General features: G+C 54.7%; 20 protein-coding genes. 13 read left to right on the top strand and 7 right to left on the bottom strand.

Features of this window, described 5'->3' with window-relative positions:
* The first annotated feature begins 338 nt into the window (after window positions 1-338).
* The 3 genes from ogt (at window position 339) to uspE (ending at window position 2,909) form a co-directional block, all read left to right on the top strand.
* The gene (gene ogt, locus KXR87_RS09615; protein WP_437432041.1) at window positions 339-854 is read left to right on the top strand and encodes a methylated-DNA--[protein]-cysteine S-methyltransferase; all 516 of its coding nucleotides are present in this window, start codon (window positions 339-341) and stop codon (window positions 852-854) included.
* 208 nt (window positions 855-1,062) lie between these two features.
* The gene (fnr, locus tag KXR87_RS09610) at window positions 1,063-1,815 is read left to right on the top strand and encodes a fumarate/nitrate reduction transcriptional regulator Fnr (RefSeq protein ID WP_437432040.1); all 753 of its coding nucleotides are present in this window, start codon (window positions 1,063-1,065) and stop codon (window positions 1,813-1,815) included.
* A gap of 143 nt (window positions 1,816-1,958) precedes the next feature.
* Entirely contained in the window at window positions 1,959-2,909 is a 951-nt protein-coding gene (uspE, locus tag KXR87_RS09605; RefSeq protein WP_437432039.1) for a universal stress protein UspE, read from the top strand.
* 16 nt (window positions 2,910-2,925) lie between these two features.
* Here the strand turns inward: uspE and KXR87_RS09600 are convergent, their stop codons facing one another.
* On the bottom strand, window positions 2,926-3,843 hold the full coding sequence (locus KXR87_RS09600) for a LysR family transcriptional regulator (RefSeq protein WP_437432038.1): 918 nt from the start codon (window positions 3,841-3,843) through the stop codon (window positions 2,926-2,928).
* A gap of 111 nt (window positions 3,844-3,954) precedes the next feature.
* Here KXR87_RS09600 and KXR87_RS09595 point away from each other — a divergent pair, with 111 nt between their 5' ends.
* Window positions 3,955-4,410, top strand: coding sequence for a multidrug/biocide efflux PACE transporter (locus KXR87_RS09595; RefSeq protein WP_437432037.1), 456 nt, complete (start codon window positions 3,955-3,957; stop codon window positions 4,408-4,410).
* A gap of 32 nt (window positions 4,411-4,442) precedes the next feature.
* Here the strand turns inward: KXR87_RS09595 and cybB are convergent, their stop codons facing one another.
* Entirely contained in the window at window positions 4,443-4,973 is a 531-nt protein-coding gene (gene cybB / locus KXR87_RS09590) for a cytochrome b561 (RefSeq protein WP_437432036.1), read from the bottom strand.
* Window positions 4,974-5,155: 182 nt separating this feature from the next.
* Between cybB and gap the strand changes: the two genes are divergently transcribed.
* The 3 genes from gap (at window position 5,156) to KXR87_RS09575 (ending at window position 8,765) form a co-directional block, all read left to right on the top strand.
* Window positions 5,156-6,157, top strand: coding sequence for a type I glyceraldehyde-3-phosphate dehydrogenase (gene gap, locus KXR87_RS09585; RefSeq protein ID WP_437432035.1), 1,002 nt, complete (start codon window positions 5,156-5,158; stop codon window positions 6,155-6,157).
* 454 nt (window positions 6,158-6,611) lie between these two features.
* Window positions 6,612-7,736: a hypothetical protein gene (locus tag KXR87_RS09580; protein ID WP_437432034.1), complete on the top strand. Its 1,125-nt coding sequence runs from the start codon at window positions 6,612-6,614 to the stop codon at window positions 7,734-7,736.
* Window positions 7,737-7,871: 135 nt separating this feature from the next.
* Window positions 7,872-8,765 (top strand): alpha/beta hydrolase, encoded by an 894-nt coding sequence (locus KXR87_RS09575; protein ID WP_437432072.1) that lies wholly within the window; start codon window positions 7,872-7,874, stop codon window positions 8,763-8,765.
* Window positions 8,766-8,806: 41 nt separating this feature from the next.
* On the opposite strand, the gene aldA is transcribed toward KXR87_RS09575, so the two are convergent.
* Window positions 8,807-10,246 carry an aldehyde dehydrogenase gene (gene aldA / locus KXR87_RS09570; RefSeq protein ID WP_437432033.1) on the bottom strand — a complete coding sequence of 480 codons (1,440 nt, stop codon included), beginning with the start codon at window positions 10,244-10,246 and terminating at the stop codon, window positions 8,807-8,809.
* A 199-nt stretch (window positions 10,247-10,445) separates the two neighbouring features.
* Window positions 10,446-11,243, bottom strand: coding sequence for a YdcF family protein (locus KXR87_RS09565; protein ID WP_437432032.1), 798 nt, complete (start codon window positions 11,241-11,243; stop codon window positions 10,446-10,448).
* Between the two features lie 226 nt (window positions 11,244-11,469).
* Between KXR87_RS09565 and KXR87_RS09560 the strand changes: the two genes are divergently transcribed.
* Genes KXR87_RS09560 through KXR87_RS09545 form a run of 4 tightly spaced genes read left to right on the top strand, consistent with a single transcriptional unit; the run spans window position 11,470 to window position 16,112 of the window.
* A complete protein-coding gene (locus tag KXR87_RS09560; protein WP_437432031.1) occupies window positions 11,470-11,901 on the top strand; it encodes a MarR family winged helix-turn-helix transcriptional regulator in 432 nt (143 codons plus the stop codon).
* Window positions 11,901-13,553, top strand: a complete 1,653-nt coding sequence (locus tag KXR87_RS09555; RefSeq protein WP_437432030.1) for an MFS transporter — start codon at window positions 11,901-11,903, stop codon at window positions 13,551-13,553. The genes KXR87_RS09560 and KXR87_RS09555 overlap by 1 nt, the downstream gene beginning before the upstream one ends.
* Before the next feature lie 28 nt (window positions 13,554-13,581).
* Window positions 13,582-14,664 carry an HlyD family secretion protein gene (locus KXR87_RS09550; protein WP_437432029.1) on the top strand — a complete coding sequence of 361 codons (1,083 nt, stop codon included), beginning with the start codon at window positions 13,582-13,584 and terminating at the stop codon, window positions 14,662-14,664.
* Complete coding sequence (locus tag KXR87_RS09545) at window positions 14,661-16,112, top strand: efflux transporter outer membrane subunit (RefSeq protein ID WP_437432028.1); 1,452 nt, start codon at window positions 14,661-14,663, stop codon at window positions 16,110-16,112. Before KXR87_RS09550 ends, KXR87_RS09545 begins: the two co-directional genes overlap by 4 nt.
* A gap of 61 nt (window positions 16,113-16,173) precedes the next feature.
* Here the strand turns inward: KXR87_RS09545 and hrpA are convergent, their stop codons facing one another.
* On the bottom strand, window positions 16,174-20,076 hold the full coding sequence (hrpA, locus tag KXR87_RS09540; RefSeq protein ID WP_437432027.1) for an ATP-dependent RNA helicase HrpA: 3,903 nt from the start codon (window positions 20,074-20,076) through the stop codon (window positions 16,174-16,176).
* A gap of 201 nt (window positions 20,077-20,277) precedes the next feature.
* Between hrpA and azoR the strand changes: the two genes are divergently transcribed.
* Window positions 20,278-20,883 carry an FMN-dependent NADH-azoreductase gene (azoR, locus tag KXR87_RS09535; RefSeq protein ID WP_437432026.1) on the top strand — a complete coding sequence of 202 codons (606 nt, stop codon included), beginning with the start codon at window positions 20,278-20,280 and terminating at the stop codon, window positions 20,881-20,883.
* A gap of 95 nt (window positions 20,884-20,978) precedes the next feature.
* Here azoR and KXR87_RS09530 read toward each other — a convergent pair whose 3' ends face one another.
* Both KXR87_RS09530 and KXR87_RS09525 read right to left on the bottom strand, forming a co-directional pair.
* Entirely contained in the window at window positions 20,979-21,155 is a 177-nt protein-coding gene (locus KXR87_RS09530) for a YnbE family lipoprotein (protein WP_437432025.1), read from the bottom strand.
* Window positions 21,152-23,794: a YdbH family protein gene (locus KXR87_RS09525; RefSeq protein ID WP_437432024.1), complete on the bottom strand. Its 2,643-nt coding sequence runs from the start codon at window positions 23,792-23,794 to the stop codon at window positions 21,152-21,154. Before KXR87_RS09525 ends, KXR87_RS09530 begins: the two co-directional genes overlap by 4 nt.
* Before the next feature lie 209 nt (window positions 23,795-24,003).
* Between KXR87_RS09525 and KXR87_RS09520 the strand changes: the two genes are divergently transcribed.
* Window positions 24,004-24,993 carry a 2-hydroxyacid dehydrogenase gene (locus KXR87_RS09520; protein ID WP_437432023.1) on the top strand — a complete coding sequence of 330 codons (990 nt, stop codon included), beginning with the start codon at window positions 24,004-24,006 and terminating at the stop codon, window positions 24,991-24,993.
* Window positions 24,994-25,044: the final 51 nt, after the last annotated feature.

Genomic DNA, 25,044 nt, shown 5'->3' with positions numbered 1-25,044 from the left:
CGTGAAACCTATCACTAATTCGACTGGAAATAGTTTATGGGTGCGCTATAACTATATTATCAAGGTAAGGATGTAACTCACAAAAATAATCGAACGGATGCGCTGCTGTGTGCACTATAGAGCCTGACGATGTCGGCGGGCTCTATTTTTTTATATTTTATTTCTTAAAAAGAACTCCTTTTAATTTTTATAAACCAATATTAAAGAAATTAGATTAGCGCGCTGATAATTCGTAATAAATATATCAAATAACTCCCTTTTGAGGTATAGTGCGTGCCCGCTAATCATGCTAGATTTCCCGCGGGTGTGTTCCCGGATAGCGCTTAAAAGGATGCGAGATGCTGACCCTCCTCGAAGATAAAATCGATACGCCGCTTGGCCCGTTGTGGATTATCTGCGACGAAACCTTTCACCTGCGCGCTGTGGAGTGGGAAGAGCACAGCGACCGTATGGATCAACTGCTGAATATCCACTATCGCCGTGAAGGCTACCAGCGCGTAACCAGCCGCAATCCCGGCGGCCTTAGCCAGAAACTGCAGGATTACTTCGATGGCGATGTCGCGGTAATTGACACGTTACCTACTGCCACCGCCGGTACCCCGTTTCAGCGAGAGGTATGGAAAGCGCTGCGCAGCATCCCCTGCGGGCAGGTTTTGCATTACGGGCACCTGGCGGAAATGTTAGGCCGAAGCGGTGCCGCCCGTGCAGTAGGGGCAGCCAATGGTTCCAATCCGGTCAGTATCGTGGTTCCTTGTCATCGGGTTATCGGGCGCAACGGCACCCTGACCGGCTATGCCGGCGGCGTGCAGCGTAAAGAGTGGCTTTTGCGTCATGAAGGCTATTTGCTATTGTAGGAACAGGCGCCATTTAGTGCGTTTAATCGTGCCGTTCGCTATCTAAATCCCCACTAAAACTCTGGAATATCAAGAGGATGCTGAACGGCGCACCTTTCATGTTTCCAATAACCGTTTTAATTCTACTGAATTGAGGTTTCGCCAGGCTTACGTACACCATAAAAAGGTGTTAAAATTGACCAAAATCAATTAAGGCTTGAGTAGACCTATGATCCCGGAAAAGCGAATTATACGACGCATTCAGTCAGGCGGATGTGCTATCCATTGCCAGGATTGCAGTATCAGCCAGCTTTGTATCCCTTTCACACTCAATGAGCACGAGCTGGATCAGCTTGACAACATCATTGAGCGTAAGAAACCGATCCAAAAAGGCCAGACGCTGTTCAAAGCGGGTGATGAACTGAAATCGCTGTACGCTATCCGTTCCGGCACGATCAAGAGTTACACTATTACAGAACAGGGTGATGAACAGATTACCGGCTTCCACCTTGCAGGCGATCTGGTGGGTTTTGATGCCATTGGCACCGGCCATCACCCGAGCTTTGCGCAGGCGCTCGAAACCTCTATGGTTTGTGAAATCCCCTTTGAAACCCTGGACGACTTATCCGGCAAAATGCCCAACCTGCGTCAACAGATGATGCGCCTGATGAGTGGCGAGATCAAAGGCGACCAGGACATGATTCTGCTGTTGTCGAAAAAGAATGCGGAAGAGCGTCTGGCGGCCTTCATTTACAACCTGTCACGTCGCTTTGCGCAGCGTGGATTTTCGCCGCGAGAGTTTCGTCTGACAATGACCCGTGGTGATATCGGTAACTATCTTGGCCTCACGGTGGAAACCATCAGCCGCCTGCTGGGCCGTTTCCAGAAAAGCGGAATGCTGGCCGTCAAAGGCAAATACATCACCATCGAAAACAGCGATATTCTGTCGCAGCTTGCAGGGCACTCCCGCAACGTAGCCTGATTTACCTCCCTTTTTATCCCTTTTGCCCGGTCGCTAAATTTTTCTGATTTATTGATCTGGCAAAAGGTTTCCTCTGTTTCATTCATTGCTTATGGGTTATCTTGTAATTACAGACTGTGGTGACAGATGTAAGGAGACCCTGTATGGCCAGATATCAAAATATGTTGGTCGCCATCGATCCTAATCAGGACGATCAGCCCGCACTGCGACGTGCCGTGTATTTGCATCAACGGATTGGTGGGCGCATAAAAGCCTTTTTGCCCATCTATGACTTCTCTTATGAAATGACCACCCTTCTGTCCCCTGACGAACGTACTGCCATGCGACAAGGTGTGATTAGCCAGCGTACGGCCTGGATCCGCGAGCAGGCCAGATATTATCTGGACAGCGGTATTCCTATTGATATTAAAGTGGTGTGGCACAATCGCCCGTTCGAGGCCATTATCCAGGAAGTGCTTGCCGGTGGGCATGATTTACTTCTGAAGATGACACACCAGCACGAGAAACTTGAGTCCGTCATCTTTACCCCTACCGACTGGCACCTTTTGCGCAAATGTCCATGTCCGGTCTGGATGGTTAAAGATCAGCCGTGGCCCGAGGCCGGTAAAGCAGTGGTAGCCGTCAATCTGGCAAGCGAGGAGCTTTACCACAACTCCCTGAATGAAAAACTGGTGAAGGAGACGCTGCAGCTGGCAGAACAGGTCAACCACACCGAGGTGCATCTGGTGGGCGCCTATCCGGTTACACCTATCAATATTGCCATTGAACTGCCGGAATTTGACCCCAGCGTTTACAACGATGCCATCCGAGGCCAACACCTGATTGCCATGAAAGCACTGCGTCAGAAATTCGGCATCGATGAAAAAATGACTCACGTAGAGAAAGGGCTGCCTGAAGAGGTGATCCCGGATCTTTCCGAACACTTACAGGCCGGTATTGTGGTGCTCGGCACCATTGGACGCACCGGCATTTCCGCGGCATTTCTTGGTAATACCGCAGAACAGGTTATCGACCATTTGCGCTGTGACCTGCTGGTCATCAAACCCGACGATTACCAGTCCCCTGTCGCACTGGATGACGACGAGGACGACTGACCGCCAGGCCTCCTCGCTATCGACGCCCGCTGCTGCGGGCGTTTTGTTCTCCGCGATGCGCGGAGTTCTCTCCCCACTGTTGCAGATAGTGACGCAGCCAGCTACCCGCGACGCCGGGGGGTGTGCGTTTGTTCCAGAGAAGATCTATCAGTATGCTTCGCGGCCAGCCTGGCACATTAAGCCGCGTCAGTTTTTTTGCCCCTGAAAACTCCTCCACCAGGGCACAGGGCAGTGCACACCAGCCAAAACCCTGCTCTGCCATACTGAGCAACATCAGATAGTTAGGTGCGGACCAGACCGGGCCTCTGGCTATCATGTTGTTGTGTTCAAGGTAGGTATTAAGTCGTAGCTCGCGCCAGCTGCGTAGCTGCTCTTCGAGCAGCATGCCTTCGTGCACCAGCGGGTGGTTATGCGCCACGTAAATGTCCATCTCACTTTGCATCGGCAGGCGCATGGAACCGATGTCGGTGGGATAGTCGGCCTGTGCCTCCGTCAGCCCCAGCTGCGCGCGCCCTTTTTGCAGCAGGTCGATGACGTCCTCATTTTCACCGATCAAACACTCAAACTCGGTATGCGGGTAGCGTTTATCAAATGCCCCGAGCAGGTCCGCAAGAATATCGGGATGAAGCGTGTCGGACAGGACAAAGGTCAGCCGGGTTTCCATATCACCCGCCAGCCAGACGGCCAGTTCGTCCAGCCTGTCGCTGGCGGCCAGAATCGCCTGAACATAGCTGAGCGCCCTTTCGCCTTCCGCTGTCAGCGTGGGATGACGCGATGAGCGATCAAACAGTGTTACCCCAAGATCTGCCTCCAGAGAGGCAATCGCCGTGCTGATAGTCGACTGGCTTTTACGCAGCTTACGGGCAGCTGCAGAGAAGGAGCCCGAGGCAACGGTTTCCACAAAGGCGGTGAGGGCTTCGGGGGAGTAACGCATGAAAGTATCGCTTTTATCGATGGGTAATAACTTTAATTTATCTCATTAAGCGATGAAAATCGCCTTTTTCCCGCTTTAGCAAATTGCAATGAGTAAAAAGAGGAGTTAACCATGCAAGAGCATGCCTTACAGCGTCGCGGTTTACCCGAGCGAGTTTTCCATGCGGTAAGTTTTGAAGTCATCGCCACCGCCATTTGTGCCCCGGCAAGCGCCTGGATAATGCAGCGTCCGGTGCTGGAAATGGGTGGGCTCACGCTGATACTGGCCACCGCCGCCATGATCTGGAACGTCATTTACAACGCCATCGTTGACCGCATCTGGCCTGTGCATCGGGTTGCCCGTACAGCACGTGTGCGCGTCTGGCATGCACTGGGGTTTGAGGGTGGATTTATCCTGATTGGGGTGACGCTCGTCTCGCTGGTACTCGGCATCGGTGTTGTGGCGGCGTTCTTACTGGAAATTGGATTTTTCCTTTTCTTCCTGCCCTATACGATGCTTTTTAACTGGTGTTATGACCTGCTGCGTGAACGCCTTGTTCAGCGCAAATTAACCCGTGCGACGGAGTAAAAAAAGCCTCGCGTGCGGCGAGGCTGATTCATTCAGTGATGCTTTTTAGGCATCATGCGTAATAGCGTATTGTCTTTAAAATAGTAATGGTGCGCGAGGGCGGCCAGCGCGTGCAGGCCAATAACGTAATACCCAAGCATCGCCAGCGTAACGTGGTACGTTTTGAGCGTATCCACCAGATCAAAATCAGCTTCTGCGGCATGCGGCATCGGGATGCCAAAGGCAATCCAGTTTCCCCCCCGGTTATACATCATCACCATGCCGATTAGCGGCAACGCGATAAAGAGCAGATAAATCACCAGGTGCCCGAGATGCGCCATGCCGGTCATCATGGGTGACGGTTTCGGTATAACAGGCGGCGTGGTGGATTTCAGGCGCACCAGCAACCGTGCCACCATCAGGACCAGAATCGTGATGCCACAGGAGACGTGGACAATATTGAAATACGGGCGGTAACTGCGCGGAGCGTACCCGCGAAACTCCATAGCGCAATAGGTCACAATGACCAGCAGAAAAACCAGCCAGTGTATGGCTATTTGAAGCCCGGAATATTTACTGCGCATTAGATAATCCTGAAATGTCTGCGAAAACCTCAACATACCTGGCTTTCCTTAAAAATTCATTAACTTTTCTTTATCCATTTTCAAGCGCTTAGCCGGTGGTGAAATGCATTCATTTGCTGATGTGTTCAACCCAGGCTATGCCTGGTGAAGTGCAAAAAACCGTTCCTGACAGGAGTAGCATAATGAGTAAAATTGGCATTAACGGATTTGGGCGTATCGGCCGTCTGGTGTTACGTCGCTTACTGGAAACCGGCAGTGATGCCGATGTCGTGGCAATCAACGACCTGACCTCCCCAAAAGTGCTGGCCTACCTGCTGAAGTATGATTCGAACTATGGCCCTTTTAAATGGAGTGTGGATTTCACCGAAGACGCCCTGATTGTCGACGGCAAAAGCATCAGGGTTTATGCCGAAAAAGAGGCGAAGCACATCCCCTGGGGGACCGCAGGCGCCGAAATCATTGTTGAATGCACCGGGTTTTATACCTCTGCTGAGAAATCGCAGGGCCACCTGGATGCCGGCGCTAAAAAAGTGCTGATTTCGGCCCCGGCCGGCGACATGAAAACCGTGGTTTTCAACGTCAATGACGACACCATCGACGCGCAGGACACCATCATCTCGGTGGCATCCTGTACCACTAACTGCCTTGCGCCTATGGCCAAAGCCCTGCATGACAGTTTCGGTATTAACGTGGGCACCATGACCACCATCCATGCCTATACCGGTACACAGGCGCTGGTGGATGGCCCGCGCGGTAAGGATTTGCGCGCGTCACGGGCGGCGGCAGAAAACATCATTCCTCACACTACCGGTGCAGCAAAAGCCATTGGGCTGGTTATTCCGCAACTGAGCGGCAAATTAAAAGGCCATGCGCAACGCGTGCCGGTCAAAACCGGCTCCGTGACCGAACTGGTTTCCATTCTGAATAAAAAAGTCACCGTCGATGAGGTGAACCAGGCGCTAAAAAAAGCCACGGAGCACAATGAATCTTTTGGTTATACCGATGAGGAAATTGTCTCTTCCGATGTCATTGGCAGCCATTTCGGCTCTCTCTTCGACGCCACGCAAACGGAAATCACTGAGGTGGGCGATCTGCAACTGGTGAAAACTGTCTCCTGGTACGATAACGAATATGGTTTTGTGACCCAACTGGTTCGCGTACTTGAGAAATACCGCACGCTGTAATTCTCTGCGGGTGGCTTGTCCACCCGCTATTTCAGCCTGCGCTCGCGAGATTGTCATAATAAGAGACTGGCATAGCCTTGCGGAATAAATAAAAACGGCAAACATCGCCTCACCGGGTCATTACCTGACAATAAAAGCCGCCACAGTGAAGTAACTTCCCTTTCGCACCCCGTCTGACCTTGCATAATATTAACTGTTGATAAATAGTGTCTTTACTTCGTAGCAGCCAGGTTGTACTTCACGCTGCGGGTATCCATTCCGGAAGATCTAATATCCTCCTGACCGACAGGTTTCCTCGCTATTTTACTCAACACACTCTGGAGGAAAGGATGCGATCATGCAGCACTCGTTTTTATCTGTCCCTGTATGTTTTACGCTATGGATGAGTCAAACTTTTGCCGTAGCCATAGACTGTAATTTAGCAGGAGCTACCGTTAGCGTAGGGGGAACCTATATGATCCCAAATATAGACATCACGATGCCCCGGGCGCCAGCAAGCGGATATACGTTAGTGTTTAATGTTGACGGGTCAAAGATCGGTAACGGCGTCAAAGCCGGTTGTAATAAAGCCATCCAACTGCGTTATTCATTACTGGATGCAGGCGCAGCGCTTATTACCGGTTACAACTACTCAGGCCAAATCAATGATATATACCCTACCTCTTCTGACGGAATGGGAATGTCATTTAACGAAGCGACAACGGGCGGCAAAATGCGCTTTCAGGCCTGGCCCTCCTCACACTATATGCAGACGATACTCGCCGCTACGCCTGGTTACCTCTCTACCTTCCCGATACTCGTACATATGCGTTTGTGGTCGACGCCTGACTTTATTCATCCTGGGGGACCGGTAACCTATACCGGCCCTACGTTTGTTGCCTTTATTACCCCTGCTGGCGGCGGCGATACCATCAGCGACTGCCCTGCCGGTAGTGAAAGAATGCCCGGAGATAATGACAAAACCTGCGTGATTTTTAAGCGCCAGGTGGTTATTTCTGCCAGGCTCAGGCTCGGCACCTGCGATCTCGACCAACAAAACAAAATTGTCTATCTCGGCTCACATGATGGCTCAGCCGGACAACACTCGCCCTGGAAAGATGCCAGTTTTAAACTCAGTTGCCCTCCTGGTTATGGATACGGTGCGATGCACAGTGGCGCCACAGGCCCGTACGATCTCTCCGGCGGCTATCAATCCTTTGCCGGGCTGAGAAACAAACCTGTCACTCTGCAGATTAACCCATTAAATCCCCCCATCGCGACGGTACCCGGCACGATGGAACTTGATGCAATCCCCGGCAGCGCGTCAGGGTATGGCATTCAACTGGCGTGGGGAGAGAGCACCAGCCAGAGCGAACCGCCGTTAAAGCCCGTCAATTTCAGCGCACGCGTGAAAGCAAGTGAGCTTAACAGCAACTTTTACCAGGCTGACTACACCGGCAGACTGCCGGGTAACCGTGCCCTGCCCGTTGGCGCGGATAGCACCATCAGGCTGTCAGCACGCTATGTTCGCCTTCCCGCAACGCCGCTACTGGCAGGTAAAGCGAACGGCAAAGTTGAAATTCTTGCCAGCTACGAGTGACCCTTGACGGGTAGCCTGCCTGCCCGTTATTACTACTTTCTCCACACTTTCCCGCCAGCGCCTATGCTATAAACCACTGTTTCAATTTTGTGGAGATTTGCAGTGAAATCAATAAGTGAGCCGGAACTCATCACTATGATGGAGGCCGCCGTGGCGAATTCGCTCTCCTTTTCCGTCTGGCCCGATGGAGAGGCACCGGGCGCCGCCACCAGCCTCGTCTCCTTTCGGCTGGAGGAAAATCATACCGGCCCGTCAGATTTTGACCGCTCTGTCACCGGCGTTCGCGCCCCCCATATCACCGTTTACGCACCAAAAGAGCCTAATGGCGTCGGTATCCTGGTGACTCCGGGCGGCTCTTATCGCCGGGTGGTGCTGGACAAAGAAGGTAGCGCGCTGGCTCCGTTTTTTAATGCCAGGGGATATACGCTGTTTGTCATGACCTATCGCCTGCCGGGGGACGGACATGCTGAGGGTGCCAATGCGCCTTTGGCCGATCTGCAACGGGCAATCCGCACGTTAAAGGCGCGGGCCCCGGAGTGGCACCTCGATCCAGCGCGCATAGGCGTGATGGGATTCTCAGCCGGAGGCCATGCCGCAGCCAGTCTCGGCACGCGGTTTAACGAGTCCGTTTACCCTGCGAAAGATGACACTGACGCCCTCTGCGCCCGCCCCGCCTTCATGGCGCTGGTCTACCCGGTGATCACCATGCATAACGCTATCGATCATCCCGGCTCGCGCCATGAACTGATTGGTGATACACCAACGGAGCAGCAGATTATGCACTATTCACTCGAAGAGCGGGTGGATGAAGAGACGCCGCCGACCTTTTTACTCCATGCGGTTGATGACCCGGCGGTGAAAGTGGAAAACAGCGTGGTGATGTTCACCGCCCTGCGCAAGCGTGGCATACCCGTTGAGATGCATCTTTTTGAGCAGGGTGCGCACGGTTTTGGTATCCGTGATGCCCAGGGGTTGCCCGCCGCCCTCTGGCCGACACTGATGATGAACTGGATTGCGACGAAGGTATAAGGGGAGTGCCGCCACCCTGACAGGATGGCGGCGGAAGAAAATTATACCTGCAGATAGACCATCTGGGTTTGCAGATACTCTTCCAGGCCATGTTTACCGTCGGCCCCGCCTATACCTGACTTACGCCAGCCCGCATGGAAGCCCTGCATGGCTTCAAAGTTCTCACGGTTGATGTAGGTTTCACCGAATTTAAGCCCTTTAATGGCCTTCATGGCGGTGTTCAGGTTTTGCGTGTAGACAGAGGAGGTGAGCCCGTAGTCGCTGTCATTCGCCATTGCCAGCGCCTCTTCAAGCGTGTCAAACGCGACCACCGGCAAAACCGGACCGAAGGTCTCTTCGTGCATGATGGACATCTCCTGGCGTACATCTAACAGGAGTGTGGGCGGGTAGAAATAACCTTTGCCTTCCACCGCCTTGCCGCCAAGCGCCACGCGTGCACCTTCCTCTACCGCACGCGCCACTTTGGCTTCCACACGCTCAAGGGCCGCCGCGTTAATCAGCGGCCCCATAGCAATATCATTGCGCTCTGCCGGGTCGCCAAACTGTACGGCCTTCATGGCTTCGCCGAGACGGTTAACAAAGCGGTCGTAGATCCCTTTTTGCACATAGACGCGCTCAGCACAGTTACAGACCTGCCCGGTATTGATCACCCGCGAATCGACAATTGCTTTCACTGCCAGTTCCAGATCGGCGTCATCAAGGACGATAGCAGGCGCTTTGCCGCCCAGCTCCAGACAGACTTTGGTAATGTTTTTTGCCGCAGCAGCCATGATTTTCTCACCGGCAACCACGCTACCCGTCATGCTCACCATCGCCACTTTCGGGTTGCCGGCAAGCTCCTGCCCAACGGTTTCACCACGCCCCAGCACCAGATTGAACACCCCTTTCGGCAGCCCGATTTCATGCACTATCTGGGCGAAGGCAATGGCGTTATTGGGAGTGAATTCACTGGGTTTAATCACAATGGTGTTACCCGTAAGTAGCGCTGGCGCGAGCTTGCGGGCAATCAGAAAGAACGGGAAGTTCCACGGCAAGATCCCGGTCGTTACCCCGAGCGGTCGTTTAAATACAAAGATATTTTCGCCAGGGCGGTCGCTTTGCAGAATCTCACCCTCATAACGGCGAGCCCACTCGGACATATAGTCGATGTAGTCGGCGGTGAAGTTCACTTCAACCTCTGCCAGCTGCTGAATTTTGCCGCCTTCAGCCACAATCAGGGCGCTGATTTCGCCTGCTCTGGCGCGAATACCCGCAGCTATCTTGCGCAACCAGCCAGCACGTTCGATAGCCGGCAACGCCTCCCACGCAGGCTGCGCTTTATCAGCGGCGTCAATCGCGCGACGGGCATCTTCTGCCGTGCCGTCAGGAATGCGCGACAGCAATGCTTCTGTCGACGGATTGGTAACGTCAATCCAGGCGTCGCCCTGCCAGGTAACAAATTGACCATCGATATACATCGGGTGCTGTACGGGTGCTGTCATGAACTGCTCCTGTAATAACATTGTTTTTAACAAGTAAATTCGTTGTTAAAAATTTACAAGCGTTCAGGGTATTTCCCAGGGTGACAGCAGGAATTTGTGAGTCAAATCATAAAAGAAAGGCATTCTGGCAACAGAAAGATAACATTGCCTGCCAGCCACCTGCCCGTTTGCGTTTGTCATAGCGCAAACGGGCATGGCCTTAACGCAGCGCGCGGGGAGTGATAACTGACTGCAAAACCTCATCGTCGCGCATCAGTTGCCAGGCGGCTTCGATGTGGTCAGGTACATCAACATGCACAATGAAATCCTGCCCGTTCGGGCCGTAGCCCTGTGCGTCATCACGCAGGCGTGGCACTTCGCCAAGGAGTAAGGAGAGATAGCGTTCTGTCGGCCATAACCCACTTGTGAAAGGAGTAAATGTTAATCCCTTATCGGATTGCGTCAGCTGGGGCGTAAACCCTGGATAACTCAGCCAGTGAGGGGCGCTGGCGACACCCTGACTCGCACGGGCAAAGGTCGCCATAGTCCGGCGCTGCATGGTCGGATCCTGCATGACCAAGACGCTGGCGAGGTTCAAACCGTGCGAGCAGATAAGATCGATGCTGAAACGTGCGTTTTCCCCGCAGTGCGATGACCTGTCTTCGATGAGAATGTTGCGGGCGGGGACAGACCAGTACTGACGGGCAATCTCGGCCAGAATCGTCGCTTCGGCTTTCCCCGTGGTCTGGATTGTGTTGTACCTGGGATGGCTTGCCACGGCATGGTAAAGAAAAGTGGTGGAGTGACCGATGCCTCCGCTGATAATCAGCGGGATATTATGGCGTGAGGCGATATCACAGGCGGCATCAATGACCGGGATCACCGCATTGCCAGCGAGGATCACCGCCTCTGCATGCACCGGTTCTGGCTTGCCCTCAAATGCATTCTGCGCAAGCCACTGACCCAGGGTGTTGGCGGCGTTAAGCGTCTTTTCGGATAACGCAAGGAAGTTCATCATAGGCAGCGGTCTCCTTGTTTTAAGCAAGCTCACAGCATAGTTAAGCCCTACTACATCGTAAAGTGGCAGAAAATGCCCTGCTGACCGGCTTATGCCGAGGACTCCTCCTCAAAACGCTTATCTGACATGCCTGTTCTGCCAAACGACGCGCCTTCTTCCCGACTTGTATTATTCCGCAGCCTGACGCTAAACTCGTTAGAGCTCTAACTAATTATCAGAATAATGAATGGATAATCGTGAACTCACCTTTTCTCATCTGCTCTATTTAACCGCGCACCACTGGCGGCTGGCGGTCGACCGTCGCCTGAAAGGGTTGGGAATGAGTCAGGCCAGCTGGGTCGCGGTGTCGGCCATTGCCCGTCACGACACGCCGCTATCGCAGAGCGAGCTGGCCTGTGAGCTTGGCGTCGAAAATGCCACTCTGGTGCCATTGCTTAATCGTCTGGTCGAACAACAGCTTGTTGAGCGCGTACTGACCGCGCAGGACAAACGTAAACGTCTGCTGGTGGCAACCGGGCAAGGCATGGCGTTGTACCATCAGGTCAAAACCGTTGCGGACACGCTGCGGGAAGAAATACTCTCCGTCATTACCCCCCAGGAGCAGGCAGACACACGTCGGGTTCTTGAAAAGCTTCTGCGCGAGGTCGAGAAGAAGTAATGCGCCTGCCGAAAAGCGATCCCTACGCGCCGCGTGAATGGGCACCCCATGAGAAACCGATGCTGCTGGGGTCCCCCTCTACGCCTTTTCACAGTACCCCCCGCCGTATCGCGTACGGCATCGTTGGCCTGCTGGTCTGTATGACCGGCGCGCTCGGAAACGCGATGGTCACCGCGAACCTGCAAAATCTGCAGGGCACCTTCGCCGCCTGGTCTACGGAAATTGCCTGGCTACCGGCGGTTTATGTGATGACCAACGTTTCCATTAATTTATTGTTGGTTAAATTCCGCCAGCAGTTTGGCCTGCGGGCGTTTACCGAAGGATTTCTGGTGCTTTATGTGCTGGTGACCTTTTTCCACCTGTTTGTGAACGATCTGAGCTCGGCCATACTGGTTCGCGCGGCGCATGGCATGGTGGCCGCCGCGCTCAGTTCGCTGGGGATTTATTATCAGATTCAGGCGTGGCCGGCACGACATCGCCTCAAAGCGCTGACCATCGGGATAACGGGGTCATCGCTGGCTATCCCCATCGCCCGCCTCTTCTCCACCGAGTTATTGCAGATGGACGAGTGGCGCGGCCTTTACTTCTTTGAACTTGGGCTGGCCCTCATCTCCCTCGCCTGCGTGGTGTTACTGAAATTACCGCCAGGGGATCGTAAAAAAGTGTTTGAGAAAAAAGACTTTATTACCTTCTTTTTACTGGCCCCCGGCATGGCGCTTCTGTGTGCGGTGCTCTCATTCGGTCGGCTTTACTGGTGGTTTGAAGCCCTGTGGATTGGCTGGTCGCTGGCACTGGCTGTCGTGCTTATCGTGAGCGCAATGGTGTTTGAGCACAACCGGAGTAACCCTTTGCTGAACACCCGCTGGTTGTCCAGCGGCAGCATTTTGCGCCTGGGGCTTATCATGCTGCTTATCCGCATTGTGCTTGCGGAGCAAAACACTGGCGTGTACGGCTGGCTACAGTACGTTGGTTTGCAGAATGAACAGATGAGCCATCTGGCCTGGTCTATCCTGGCGGGCATCGTCTCAGGAATCATCGCCAGCTGTCTGACGATTAAACCCCAGCGGCTGGCCTGGCCCATTGTCACCGCCCTGATGCTGATGATCGTGGCTTCCCTGATGGACAGCCACTCCACCAGTCTCACCCGCCCCGATCAGCTAATGATAAGCCAGTTCCTGCTGGGCTTTGGCAGCGCCTTCTTCCTTGCGCCAGCGATGCTGGCAGGCATTGGCGGCGTGGTTGCCGATCCCCGCAACCTGGTGAGTTTTTCGGTGCTATTTGGGATGAGCCAGAATATTGGCGGCCTGTTAGGTTCGGCCATTCTCGGAACCTTCCAGACCTGGCGGGAGAAATACCACTCGGCACTGCTGGCCGAACAGCTGACCACACTGGATCCCGCTGTCACTGAACGATTGCAGGCCTATACCCAGCTCTACCAGCACATGACTGGCGACACGGCGCTGCTCGCTACCCAGGCGGTCCTTCAGTTGCAAAGTGTCAGCACACTGGAAGCGAATATTCTGGCTTACAACGATACTTACCTTTTAACCGCCTCGGTGGCCGCCGCCACCCTGGTATGGATCCTCTGGCGATTGCTGCGTTTACGCATTACCGCACGCATCGCTCTGCGTCGGGCAACAGGAACGAAGTAACACGCGTGACATTTTTACTGGAGCAAATATGAGTCAGCAGGACGCCGCTAAAGAGCGGGCCACTACCCGCAGTAACCTGCGCATTGTGTCGATTTTTGCCGCGGCCGCGATCGGTATCGTCGGGGTTCTGGTCATTCTTTTCGCCTGGCAGTTGCCGCCCTTTACCCGTCACACCCAGTTTACCGATAACGCCTATGTGCGCGGGCTGACGACCTTTATCAGTCCTCAGGTCAACGGCTATATCACTGAGGTGCCGGTGCAGGATTTTGCCCAGGTAAAGAAAGGCGATCTGATCATGCAGATTGATGACCGGATCTATCGTCAGAAAGTGCACCAGGCGCAGGCACAGCTGGCGATGAAAGTCGCGGCGCTCAATAACAATATTCAGCAGCGCAAAAGCGCAGAGGCCGTAATTAAGCGTAATGAGGCGGCTCTGGCGAGCGCCAGAGCGCTGAGTCAGCAGTCGCAGGCAGATTTAAAACGAGTGAAAGCGCTGGCGTCTGACGGCTCTCTCTCGGTGCGTGAACGAGATGCCGCGCTGGCGACCGCCGCGCAGGGGAGCGCCAGCATCGCCCAGGCGCAGGCGACCCTGGAGATGTCAAAACAGGATTTGCAAACCGTTATTGTGAACCGTGCGTCGTTACAGGCCGATGTGCAAAGCGCGAAGGCGGCGCTGGAACTGGCGGAGATAGACTTACAAAATACGCGCATCCTCGCCCCGCGTGACGGCCAGTTGGGGCAGATTAGCGTCCGGCTTGGGGCGTATGTTTCCGCCGGGACTCACCTGACCTCACTGGTGCCCGCGCAACATTGGGTCATCGCGAATATTAAAGAGACGCAGTTGGCGAATCTGCGCATTGGTCAGCCGGTGCGCTTTACCGTCGATGCGCTCGATGGCAAAGCATTCCAGGGACGCGTACAAAGCATTTCGCCAGCAACCGGTGTGGAGTTCAGTGCCATCACACCGGACAACGCGACCGGCAACTTCGTTAAAATCGCCCAGCGCATTCCGGTGCGTATTGAGGTGGAGGGGAAAGCGGAGGACATTGCCCGTCTGCGGCCGGGGATGTCAGTGCAGGTTAATATTGACACCCGGGAGACCCGGCCATGATCTTTCGCCCCACTCTCATCGCCCTGTGTCTGGCGCTGTCGGGTTGTCAGTCGGTTAACGTTAAACCTGCCACACCCTCATTACAGATCCCAGCCGCCTGGCGCTCGGCCTCCGGGCCGACCGGCAGTGTGGATAAAGCCTGGTGGCACCGTTTTAATGACCCCGCGCTGAATGCCCGGGTGGATCAGGCGCTAAGTGCCAACAGCGATGTTCTCATCGCCCGTGAGCGTGTCAATGAGTATCAGGCCCGGGTCTACGGCGCAGAAGGCAGCCTGCTCCCGTCGCTGGATGCCGGGCTAAACGCAACGCGCGCCCGCTCGTCCTCTGCTGCCACGGGTCTTCCGGTGTACAGTTCACTCTATAAGGGCAGCCTGACGGCCAGCTATGACGTGGATATCTGGGGGGTAAACCGCAGCAGCGCCGACGCCGCGCGGGCCTCGTTAGCTGCGCAAAAAGCGGCTGCCGCTGCCGCTGATCTCACCGTGGCCTCATCCGTTGCCTCAGGATACATCACGCTGTTGTCGCTGGACGATCGGTTAAAAGTGACGCAATCAACGCTCCAGGCACGGGAAGAGGCTCTCAAACTGGCGCGGCGGCAGTTTGAGACGGGATACAGTTCCCGCCTTGAACTGATGCAATCGGATTCCGAAGTGCGTGCCACCCGCGCCCAGATCCCAGGGTTACGTCATCAGATTAGCCAACAGGAAAATGCGCTGAGTCTGCTGCTGGGGGCCAATCCGGGTGCGATTACCCGCACGGGAGGGCTGGATACGCTCACACCGCTTACGCTGCCGGCTTCGCTGCCCTCCTCACTGCTTAATCGCCGCCCCGATATTACCCAGGCAGAACAGCAACTGATCGCCGCCGACGCGACACTCTCCTCTGCCCGCGCCAGTCTGTTACCGTCGCTCAATCTCACCGCAACGGGCAATATCCAGGATCGCACCCTGCCGGGTTTGCTCGACAACCCCCTGCAGCTATGGAGCATTGGCGGCAGCATACTTGCGCCGTTGCTTAATCGTCAGGCGCTGAACGCGCAGGTTGACGTGACAACGTCACAACGTAACCAGGCGCTCTATTCTTATGAGAAAACGGTCAGAAACGCCTTCAAAGAGGTGAATGACAGTCTGGACGCTATCATCCGTTTGCAGGAGCAACTCGATGAACTGCAGGCGCAGGTCGGGGTGGCTCAGGAGACGTTGCGCATCGCACAAAAGCGCTACCGTAATGGTTACTCCTCCTATATTGATGAACTGGATGCCCGCCGCACGCTCTTCTCGGCACAACTGAGCGTGGTGGAAGTGAAGCGCAATCTGTTACTGGCGCAAATCGATTTGTATAAAGCGCTGGGAGGCGGCTGGTCAGCGTCCGGCCAGAGAACGAGAGACAAGGAAGATGCTGATAACCCCCTGAGGGGAAAACTTACCCGCAAAGAGGACGTCCATTAACCACTGCTGCAAATAGAATACTCTGCCGGGCGGCTCACGCTGCTCCGCCCGGCAGAACGTCTCAGGCAGTGATCTGCTCCATCGCCTGCATGACGCGCTTATCGGATACCGGGAAGGGCGTGCCCAGCTGCTGGGCAAAAAGGCTGACGCGCAGCTCTTCAATCATCCAGCGAACCGCTTTCACATCGTCATCGTCACGTCGCGCCGGTGGCAGTTTATGTAACCACTGCTGCCAGGCCTGCTGCACCTGCTCCACCCTCAACATCTGTGCTCTGTCGCGATGGGGGTCGACCGCCATTTTTTCCAGACGTTTTTCAATGGCCTGTAAATAGCGCAGCGTGTCATCGAGACGACGGAAACCGTTGCCGGTGACGAAGCCACAGTAAACCAGCCCTGCCATTTGCGCTTTAATGTCTGACAGCCCCAGTGCCATCGTCATGTCCACGCGCCCTTTCAGCCGTTTATTAATGTTGAACACCGCCGTCAGGATCTGCTCGACCTGTTTTGCAATCTCAACCACGGTTTCGTTCAGTTCGGCACGCACTTTTTCATGCAGCGCGGTAAAAGCTTCTTCCGTCCATACCGGACCGCCTGCGTCACTGATGAGCTTATCGACACCGCAGGAGATACAGTCATCGATAAGATCCAGCACCTTGCCATAGGGGTTAAAGTAGAGTCCCAGCTTGGCTTTGTTGGGCAGCTTCTCATGCAGATATTTCACCGGCGAAGGAATATTGAGCAGCAGTAAACGGCGTAACCCCCGCCACATCGCCTGCTGCTGCTCAAGCGGATTATCAAATAATTTAATGGCGACACTGTCGCGCTCATCCACCAGCGCAGGCCAGGCCTTAACCTTATAATTGCCCCGCTTCTGTTCGTAACTCTCTGCCAGGGTGCCAAAGCTCCAGATATGCAGCCCGCTCTGTTCAATGCCATCATCGGCTACCGCCGAGAGCGTTTCCTGAACTTTGCCTTTCAGCGCCTCTTTCAGTGCGGTCAGATCGCGACCTTCCTGAAGTTTCCTGTTCTTGTCATCCACCACGCGAAACGACATTTTCAGGTGATCGGGCACCTGATCCCAGTGCCACTCTTCACGGTCAATGGTATTGCCGGTCATGCGCCGCAGTTCGCGTTCGAGTGAATCGAGCAGCGGCAGTTCAAGGGGTGTCACGCGTCCTAAAAAGGCTTCGGCATAGTTTGGCGCAGGAACAAAGTTTCGCCGCACCGGTTTAGGCAGCGATTTGATTAACGCGATAACCAGCTCACGGCGCAGCCCAGGAATTTGCCACTCAAACCCGGTGTCTTCCACCTGGTTGAGCAGCGGCAACGGAATATGGACCGTCACGCCGTCTGCGTCAGTACCCGGCTCAAACTGGTAGCTCAGGCGCAGCTTGAGATTGCCCTGATGCCAGAAGTTCGGGTAGTCCAGTTTGCTTATCTTCTCTGCGCCCTCTTTGATGAGCATGCTCTTTTCAAAGTTGAGCAGATCGGGCGTCTCGCGACTGACGGTTTTCCACCAGCTGTCGAAATGCCGGGCAGAAATAACGTCGTGACTGATGCGCTGGTCGTAAAACTCAAACAGCGTCTCATCGTCAACCAGAATGTCGCGACGGCGGGATTTATGCTCCAGCTCTTCCACTTCCGCCCGCAGCTTGAGGTTGTCACGGAAGAAGGCGTGACGCGTCTGCCAGTCACCCTCCACCAGCGCATGGCGGATAAACAACTCGCGGCACAGCGCCGGATCGATCTGGCTGTAGTTCACGCTGCGGGCAGCCACTATCGGCAGACCATACACCGTGACTTTTTCCGTCGCCATCACCGCCCCCTGCGAGCGTTCCCAGTGGGGTTCACTGTAGGAGCGTTTGATCAGGTGTTGCGCCACCGGCTCGACCCATTCCGGGTCGATACGGGCGGCGATGCGCCCCCACAGACGGCTGGTTTCCACCAGTTCCGCAACAATTGCCCATTTTGGCGGCTTTTTGAACAACCCGGACCCTGGAAAAATGGAGAATCGGGCGTTGCGTGCGCCGGTAAACTCCTGCTTGTCAGTGTCTTTCATCCCGATATGCGACAGCAGTCCGGTCAGCAGAGAGATATGAATTTCACGGTACTGCGCAGGTTCGCTGTTCACCGGGATACCCAACTCTTTTACGACCTGGCGTAACTGGGTGTAAATATCCTGCCATTCGCGCACCCGCAGATAGTTCAGATAGTCCACGCGACACTGGCGACGGAACGCATTTGAGGAGAGCGCTTTTTGCTGTTCGCCGAGATAATTCCACAGGTTAACAAAGGCCAGGAAGTCCGACTCTTTATCATGGAAGCGGCGGTGCTTCTCATCGGACGCCTGCTGTTTATCCATCGGTCGTTCACGCGGGTCCTGAATCGAGAGCGCGGAAGTGATGATCATCGCTTCACGCACGCAGCCGTGTTTCTGCGCTTCCAGTACCATCCGCGCCAGACGCGGATCGACCGGCAGCTGGCTCAGCTGACGGCCCTGAGTCGTCAGTTTATATGCCGTGTGCTGTTCATCGGTGGTGATTGCGCCCAACTCTTCGAGCAGACGCACCCCATCCTGAATGTTGCGTTTATCCGGCGCCTCGACGAAGGGAAAGGCGCCAATATCGCCCAAATCCAGTGCGGTCATCTGCAGGATAACCGAGGCCAGGTTGGTACGCAGAATTTCCGGGTCGGTAAATTCCGGGCGCGAGAGGAAATCATCTTCGGAGTAGAGACGAATACAGATCCCTTCAGAAACACGACCACAGCGCCCTTTACGCTGGTTGGCCGAGGCCTGAGAAACCGGCTCAATCGGCAGTCGCTGCACTTTAGTGCGGTAGCTGTAGCGACTGATACGCGCGGTCCCGGGATCAATGACATATTTAATGCCCGGCACCGTCAGGGAGGTTTCGGCGACGTTGGTCGCCAGCACAATGCGCCGCCCGCTGTGGGACTGGAACACGCGGTTCTGCTCGCTGTTCGAGAGACGCGCATACAGTGGCAGCACTTCGGTGTGGCGCAAATTTAGTTTGTTCAGCGCATCTGCGGTATCGCGAATTTCACGCTCGCCGCTCATGAAAATCAGGATGTCACCCGGCGCTTCGCGGCCGAGTTCGTCGACCGCATCAAAAATGGCCTGCAGCTGGTCGCGCTCGGTATCCTCTGCCTCTTCAACAATCGGGCGATACCGCACCTCTACCGGATACGTCCGGCCAGAGACTTCAATAATCGGGGCGTTATTAAAATGCGTTGAGAAACGTTCCGGGTCGATGGTCGCTGAGGTAATAATGATTTTCAGGTCCGGGCGGCGCGGCAGGAGTTCTTTCAGGTAGCCGAGCAGGAAATCAATGTTCAGGCTACGCTCGTGCGCTTCATCAATAATGATGGTGTCGTACTGCATCAGCAGCCTGTCCTGCTGAATTTCTGCCAGCAGAATACCGTCGGTCATCAGCTTGACCAGCGTGTTGTCACCGACGTGATCGCTAAAGCGCACTTTATAACCAATACAGCCGCCCGGCTCCGTTTGCAGCTCTTCCGCAATACGGTTAGCCACAGTGCGCGCCGCCAGACGACGCGGCTGAGTATGACCAATCAGCCCTCTGACCCCGCGCCCGAGCTCCATACAGATTTTTGGCAACTGGGTGGTCTTACCGGAGCCGGTTTCACCCGCAACGATCACGACCTGATTATCGCGAACCGCCTCAAGAATCGCCTGTTTTTTCTGACTTACCGGCAGGTTTTCGGGGTAGGTAATCGCAGGACGCGACGCTTCGCGTAGCTGCACCTTTTGCGCCGCTTCGCCCATCTCGCGCATCATCGTCTGGAAAACAGCCTGTTGTGATTCAGGATTTTTAACCTTCTTCACCCCGTGCAGACGGCGGGCGAAGCGCTGCCTGTCACGCAGCATCAGCAGTTCAAGCTGACGATGAAGATCGGTGAGGGCCAGTTTCTGTTGTTCTGTCATAATCTTATCGGGCAGAGCACTGCCGGAAAACTTCTCTTAATTGGATTGGGCGTAGAATAGCACAACGCATTGTTGCATTTCTTGTTCAAGAAATTCGAACAGAGGATTCGATATATTGCGCTATTCATCCCGCAGTTTTGTGAATAGAGTGTCACCTGAAAAACGGGGCATTGCCCCTTCTCTAATAATAAGGATACACCCATGAGCAAAGTATTAGTTCTTAAATCCAGTATTCTGGCAGGGTACTCGCAGTCTGGTCAGTTGGCTGACTATTTTGTTGATCAGTGGAAAGCAGCACACCCCGAAGATGCGATCACCGTTCGTGATCTTGCCGCTAATCCGGTTCCGGTGCTGGATGGCGAACTGGTAGGGGCACTGCGTCCTTCCGATGCGCCGTTGACGCCACGTCAGCAGGAAGCGCTGGCGCTCTCCGATGAACTGATTGCCGAGCTGAATGCCCATGACGTTATTGTCATCAACGCCCCGATGTACAACTTCAACATCCCGACGCAGTTGAAAAACTACTTCGATCTGGTAGCACGCGCTGGCGTGACCTTCCGCTATACCGAGAAAGGACCTGAAGGTCTGGTGACCGGCAAGCGTGTCGTTATCGTCTCCAGCCGTGGTGGCATTCATAAAGATACCCCAAGCGACCTGGTTGCACCTTACCTGAAACTCTTCCTCGGCTTCATTGGCATTACTGACGTGAACTTCGTGTTCGCAGAAGGCATTGCATATGGCCCGGAAGTAGCGACTAAGGCTCACTCAGACGCCAAAGCCGCCATCGACAGCCTGGTGGCTGCGTAAGATTTTCCCCTTCCGTTTCGGCGGAAGGGTGTTCCGCTTTTACCTCCTCCTGTTGGGGAGGGTGCCAACCGCAACGTTAACCCACCTTTTCCCCATCAGCGATTCTGTTTTTCCAGCAGCGCTTCCACCTCTTTGTCTGCTTTGATATGGATATCGTGCTCAATTTTCACATTCATATTAATGGTGATAGGCTCTTTTGAGGCCGCGACCTCAATGCGCGGCGTGCAGGCCGCCAGCGTCATGGCCATCAGTATCACTGGCAGCGTTTTCATTGGTTTTCCTCACACACTTTTCCGTTCGCACAGGAGACCCCTGGCAATGTCGTGTTCTGCTTTAGCAGTGACTGCAGGTTGTCACCAAACCGTAAACTGCGCCACAAGGCAAAGACATTCTCTTCATGGTTATAGTTCAGATTCACCCTATTACGCTTGCCATCGACGACGCTGGTGCCGCTGATGGCCGCCTGCATCTTCATCAAACCCTGACTGTCCAGGTCGAGCTTTGTCCACGACCGCGATATTTCCATATAACGCAGCCAGTTGATGACGGAGCCCGCGGCTACGTTATCTCTCTGTAGCGCATCAACGGTATCTTTATCCACACGCAGCGTCATTGGTCCGGGGTTGTTTAACCAGCCATCTTTAATGATCCACGCATGATTATTGTCCAGCCATAATGGCAGTGCGCCGTCAAAGCGACCGGACATGGTGAACTGTTTTGGATTGATGGCGCTGATGAGCTCGCTTGACGACATATTCTGTAGCCGCAGTAGGGCCGGATCGTGCTGGGGCAGACGCAGCTGACGCATTGTCATTTTCCCTCCCAGTACCTCCAGGCTGACATCGCTCAGTTGCAGTGGATGTGCATCATCCCAGGGGTAGCTACCCTGTAAGTCTGCACGAATGTTCTTCGCGATGACCTGATTGACCACTTCGCCAATTCGCAGAGAAACCGGTCCTCGGGTACCGAGCTGCCATGTCCCTTCGTGATAGCGGAACGGCAGGACAAAATCGACGCCGGAAATCTGATTATCCGGCATCCATACGCTGCCGCCGCGCAATACGCCATGACCACCCGCGTCAAAGCCTTGCCCCGCTGCGGCGGAAAAAGCCACCTGCGCATAAAGCTCGCCGTCCAGCAGATTCATTTTCATCTCAGGAGGCACCAGCGGCTGGAAGACGGTCAGAGACTGGCGAGGCCACCATGCCTGCCCACGTAAACGTACCCCATCCCAGCGCCCGTTTACCCGAACCGGACCAATACTGTCGGCATGCAGATCGCCTTTAAACTGGAACAGCGTCGGCTCGCTGCCCGTGACGCTAAACGTCAGGGTTGATGGGGGTAATACGCTACCGCCGCTGAAGGTCGTCGGCCCTGCATCGAGCGTCAGTGCGCCACCAAAGAAGGGATGCTCATCATCACGAAGCCAGCGTACCGGCTCATGGAGCTTGAGTCGGGGGGTGGTGATACGCATGGTGCCGTAGTGCAGTTGATCGAAACCGGTAGAGAGCTCGCGAAGTTCGATGGTTTTATCACGCCACTCCCCGCGCCCGGCAACATCCCAGCGCGCGTCCATCGGCGTAAAGTGCCCGTCTCCCCAATAGCGCCACTGCCACAGGCCGGCATCGGGTAAAAAGTCCTGAGCGCGGCCATCAAGATGCAGGGTAAAATCCCCCATGCTGTTTTCATGAGCGCGTAAAATCGCCTGCAGTCTGCCGTCGACGCCGCGTCGGGTAACTTTTACCCCCGCCAGCGGCCAGCGGATTTCGTCAATGTTCAGATTATCGATGACGCGGCCGCGGGAGCGTAGCAGTGCGCCGGGGGTAAATGCCAGTTGTGGTTCGCTTATGCCGCCGGTAAGGGTGGCGGGCAGTACGGCGTAAAAGATCATCTCGCCCTGTTTGGCCTCGCCGGTCAGCTGTAGGGGCATTTCACTATTCAGCCTGCCAGGACGCCCCGGCCCGAAGGTCAGTACCGCGTTACCTTTACCCGCATCGCCCTGGGTAAGCACGTTTAAACGGCCGCTTACCAGCGCATTCTGCAGCCCTTTTTGCCAGTCGTCGATGCGTAAGCCGACGCGCCCACTGAGCGGAAATCCCTGATAAGGCCAGTTCCAGCGCCCGTCGCTGATGGTTAACCGCCCTGCGGTGGCCTGCCAGGGCAGGTCAAGGATCGGGTCCGGGTTGTCCCGTGCCATCACAACCAGTTGTCCTTCGTTATCACGCCATTCAATGTCAGCATCTACCAGCCCCGGCGCGGTGGGCAGCGTCAGGGTCGTTTGTGCATGTCCGTTAACCGGAACCCCTTGCGGCACCAGGGGTAAGGTAAACTGCCCGCCCAGGGTAACGGGCGGTTGGTTATCCAGCAGGCTCAATTGCATTTGATCAATCGTCAGTACCTGACCGCGCAGGTTAGCGCTAACCGTAATCCGTTTGCCCCGGTAGTGAATGGCCTGATGCGCTTCAGACAGGGCCAGCGACACACCTCCCTCCCACTCCTGCCAGGGCGAAATCGTCATTCGATGAATATTCACCCAGGATTTGGGCAGCATAGATTGCCACTGGGCGAGCGTCCTGGGTGCCGCAGGTGACGATGCCGTTTCGGGAAGCTTATTCAGGCAGGTGGTATTGAGATCCAGCGAAGCAATATCCAGTTGCCACCTGCTCGGGTGCGTCAGCGCTGCCCCTTTTATCAACGCCAGGGGACAATCGTCGATGAGATAACTCAGATCGGGAATATGGAGCGCATGGCGTGTGAAACGCGGGCTCTCCTCCATCGAGATACGCGTCCCGGACGGCAGCCAGATGCCCGCAAGCGTAGGCACCCAGTATGCGAGCGTGAGCAGCAGCGTCAGGGGCAGCAGTATAAAGAGCAGTATCAGCGCGAGTGCGGCTTTGTATTTACCCTTCATGGGCAGTTAATATCCTGATTTTGCATGTGATTCAGCCGTTCCTGGTCATTATTGTTGCATGTTTGGTCTGACAAAAAAAGTTGCCGCCCGCTTTAAGCGTAGATGGTTTAAAATGAACTATATGTCTCTGTTTATAAAATATTTTTTAGAATTTACTTCAATATTTGATTCATGCTAATGTGGATATAAACCCTGATGGAGAAAGTCTTATGAAACTCGCGGTATACAGCACAAAGCAATACGATAAAAAGTATTTGCAGCACGTGAATGATAAGTTTGGCTATGATCTTGAATTTTTCGACTTTCTGCTCACTGAGAAAACAGCCAAAACCGCTATTGGTTGTGACGGGGTCTGCATCTTCGTCAATGATGACGGCAGCCGACCCGTGCTCGAAGAGTTGAAAAAACATGGCGTGAAATTCATCGCGTTGCGCTGTGCGGGTTTTAATAACGTTGACCTGGACGCGGCAAAAGAGCTGGGCCTGCAGGTGGTGCGAGTTCCAGCATACTCCCCTGAGGCCGTTGCAGAACATGCCGTAGGTATGATGATGGCATTGAACCGTCGTATTCATCGCGCCTATCAGCGTACCCGTGATGCTAACTTCTCTCTGGAGGGGCTCACCGGTTTTACGATGTACGGCAAAACGGCGGGCGTGATTGGCACGGGCAAAATTGGCGTAGCGGCTCTGCGCATCCTGAAGGGCTTTGGCATGCGCCTGCTGGCGTTCGATCCTTATCCAGCCGCAGCGGCACTTGAACTGGGTGTGGAATATGTTGACCTGAAAACCCTGTTTTCTGAGTCAGACGTTATTTCCCTGCACTGCCCGCTAACGACTGAAAACTATCATTTACTGAACCAGACGGCATTTGATCAGATGAAAGATGGCGTCATGATCATCAATACCAGTCGTGGTGGGCTTGTTGATTCTCAGGCGGCCATTGAAGCACTGAAACACCAGAAAATTGGCGCGCTGGGGATGGACGTTTACGAGAACGAGCGCGATCTCTTCTTTGAAGATAAATCCAACGATGTCATCCAGGACGATATCTTCCGCCGTTTGTCAGCTTGTCACAACGTGCTCTTTACCGGTCATCAGGCCTTCCTCACGGCGGAGGCGTTGATTAGCATTTCCGCGACAACACTTGAGAATCTGCGCCAGCTGGAGCGCGGTGAAGCCTGCCCCAACGCCCTCTTTTAATCGCCTAATTCCCCTCTTTGGAGGGGAATGCTTTTAAGAAAATCTCCGATG

It is taken from the genome of Yokenella regensburgei (assembly GCF_051486985.1).
Taxonomy (GTDB): domain Bacteria; phylum Pseudomonadota; class Gammaproteobacteria; order Enterobacterales; family Enterobacteriaceae; genus CBFFRJ01.
This window is presented reverse-complemented; position numbering and strand designations above follow the sequence as displayed.

Coding starts and splice junctions, on each gene's coding strand:
- KXR87_RS09595 (WP_437432037.1), top strand. CDS start 3,955: ATGCAAGAGCATGCCTTACAGCGTCGCGGTTTACCCGAGCGAGTTTTC.
- KXR87_RS09545 (WP_437432028.1), top strand. CDS start 14,661: ATGATCTTTCGCCCCACTCTCATCGCCCTGTGTCTGGCGCTGTCGGGT.
- KXR87_RS09580 (WP_437432034.1), top strand. CDS start 6,612: ATGATCCCAAATATAGACATCACGATGCCCCGGGCGCCAGCAAGCGGA.
- fnr (WP_437432040.1), top strand. CDS start 1,063: ATGATCCCGGAAAAGCGAATTATACGACGCATTCAGTCAGGCGGATGT.
- KXR87_RS09565 (WP_437432032.1), bottom strand. CDS start 11,243: ATGATGAACTTCCTTGCGTTATCCGAAAAGACGCTTAACGCCGCCAAC.
- KXR87_RS09550 (WP_437432029.1), top strand. CDS start 13,582: ATGAGTCAGCAGGACGCCGCTAAAGAGCGGGCCACTACCCGCAGTAAC.
- uspE (WP_437432039.1), top strand. CDS start 1,959: ATGGCCAGATATCAAAATATGTTGGTCGCCATCGATCCTAATCAGGAC.
- ogt (WP_437432041.1), top strand. CDS start 339: ATGCTGACCCTCCTCGAAGATAAAATCGATACGCCGCTTGGCCCGTTG.
- gap (WP_437432035.1), top strand. CDS start 5,156: ATGAGTAAAATTGGCATTAACGGATTTGGGCGTATCGGCCGTCTGGTG.
- KXR87_RS09600 (WP_437432038.1), bottom strand. CDS start 3,843: ATGCGTTACTCCCCCGAAGCCCTCACCGCCTTTGTGGAAACCGTTGCC.
- KXR87_RS09530 (WP_437432025.1), bottom strand. CDS start 21,155: ATGAAAACGCTGCCAGTGATACTGATGGCCATGACGCTGGCGGCCTGC.
- KXR87_RS09560 (WP_437432031.1), top strand. CDS start 11,470: ATGGATAATCGTGAACTCACCTTTTCTCATCTGCTCTATTTAACCGCG.
- azoR (WP_437432026.1), top strand. CDS start 20,278: ATGAGCAAAGTATTAGTTCTTAAATCCAGTATTCTGGCAGGGTACTCG.
- KXR87_RS09525 (WP_437432024.1), bottom strand. CDS start 23,794: ATGAAGGGTAAATACAAAGCCGCACTCGCGCTGATACTGCTCTTTATA.
- cybB (WP_437432036.1), bottom strand. CDS start 4,973: ATGCGCAGTAAATATTCCGGGCTTCAAATAGCCATACACTGGCTGGTT.
- KXR87_RS09575 (WP_437432072.1), top strand. CDS start 7,872: ATGATGGAGGCCGCCGTGGCGAATTCGCTCTCCTTTTCCGTCTGGCCC.
- KXR87_RS09555 (WP_437432030.1), top strand. CDS start 11,901: ATGCGCCTGCCGAAAAGCGATCCCTACGCGCCGCGTGAATGGGCACCC.
- hrpA (WP_437432027.1), bottom strand. CDS start 20,076: ATGACAGAACAACAGAAACTGGCCCTCACCGATCTTCATCGTCAGCTT.
- KXR87_RS09520 (WP_437432023.1), top strand. CDS start 24,004: ATGAAACTCGCGGTATACAGCACAAAGCAATACGATAAAAAGTATTTG.
- aldA (WP_437432033.1), bottom strand. CDS start 10,246: ATGACAGCACCCGTACAGCACCCGATGTATATCGATGGTCAATTTGTT.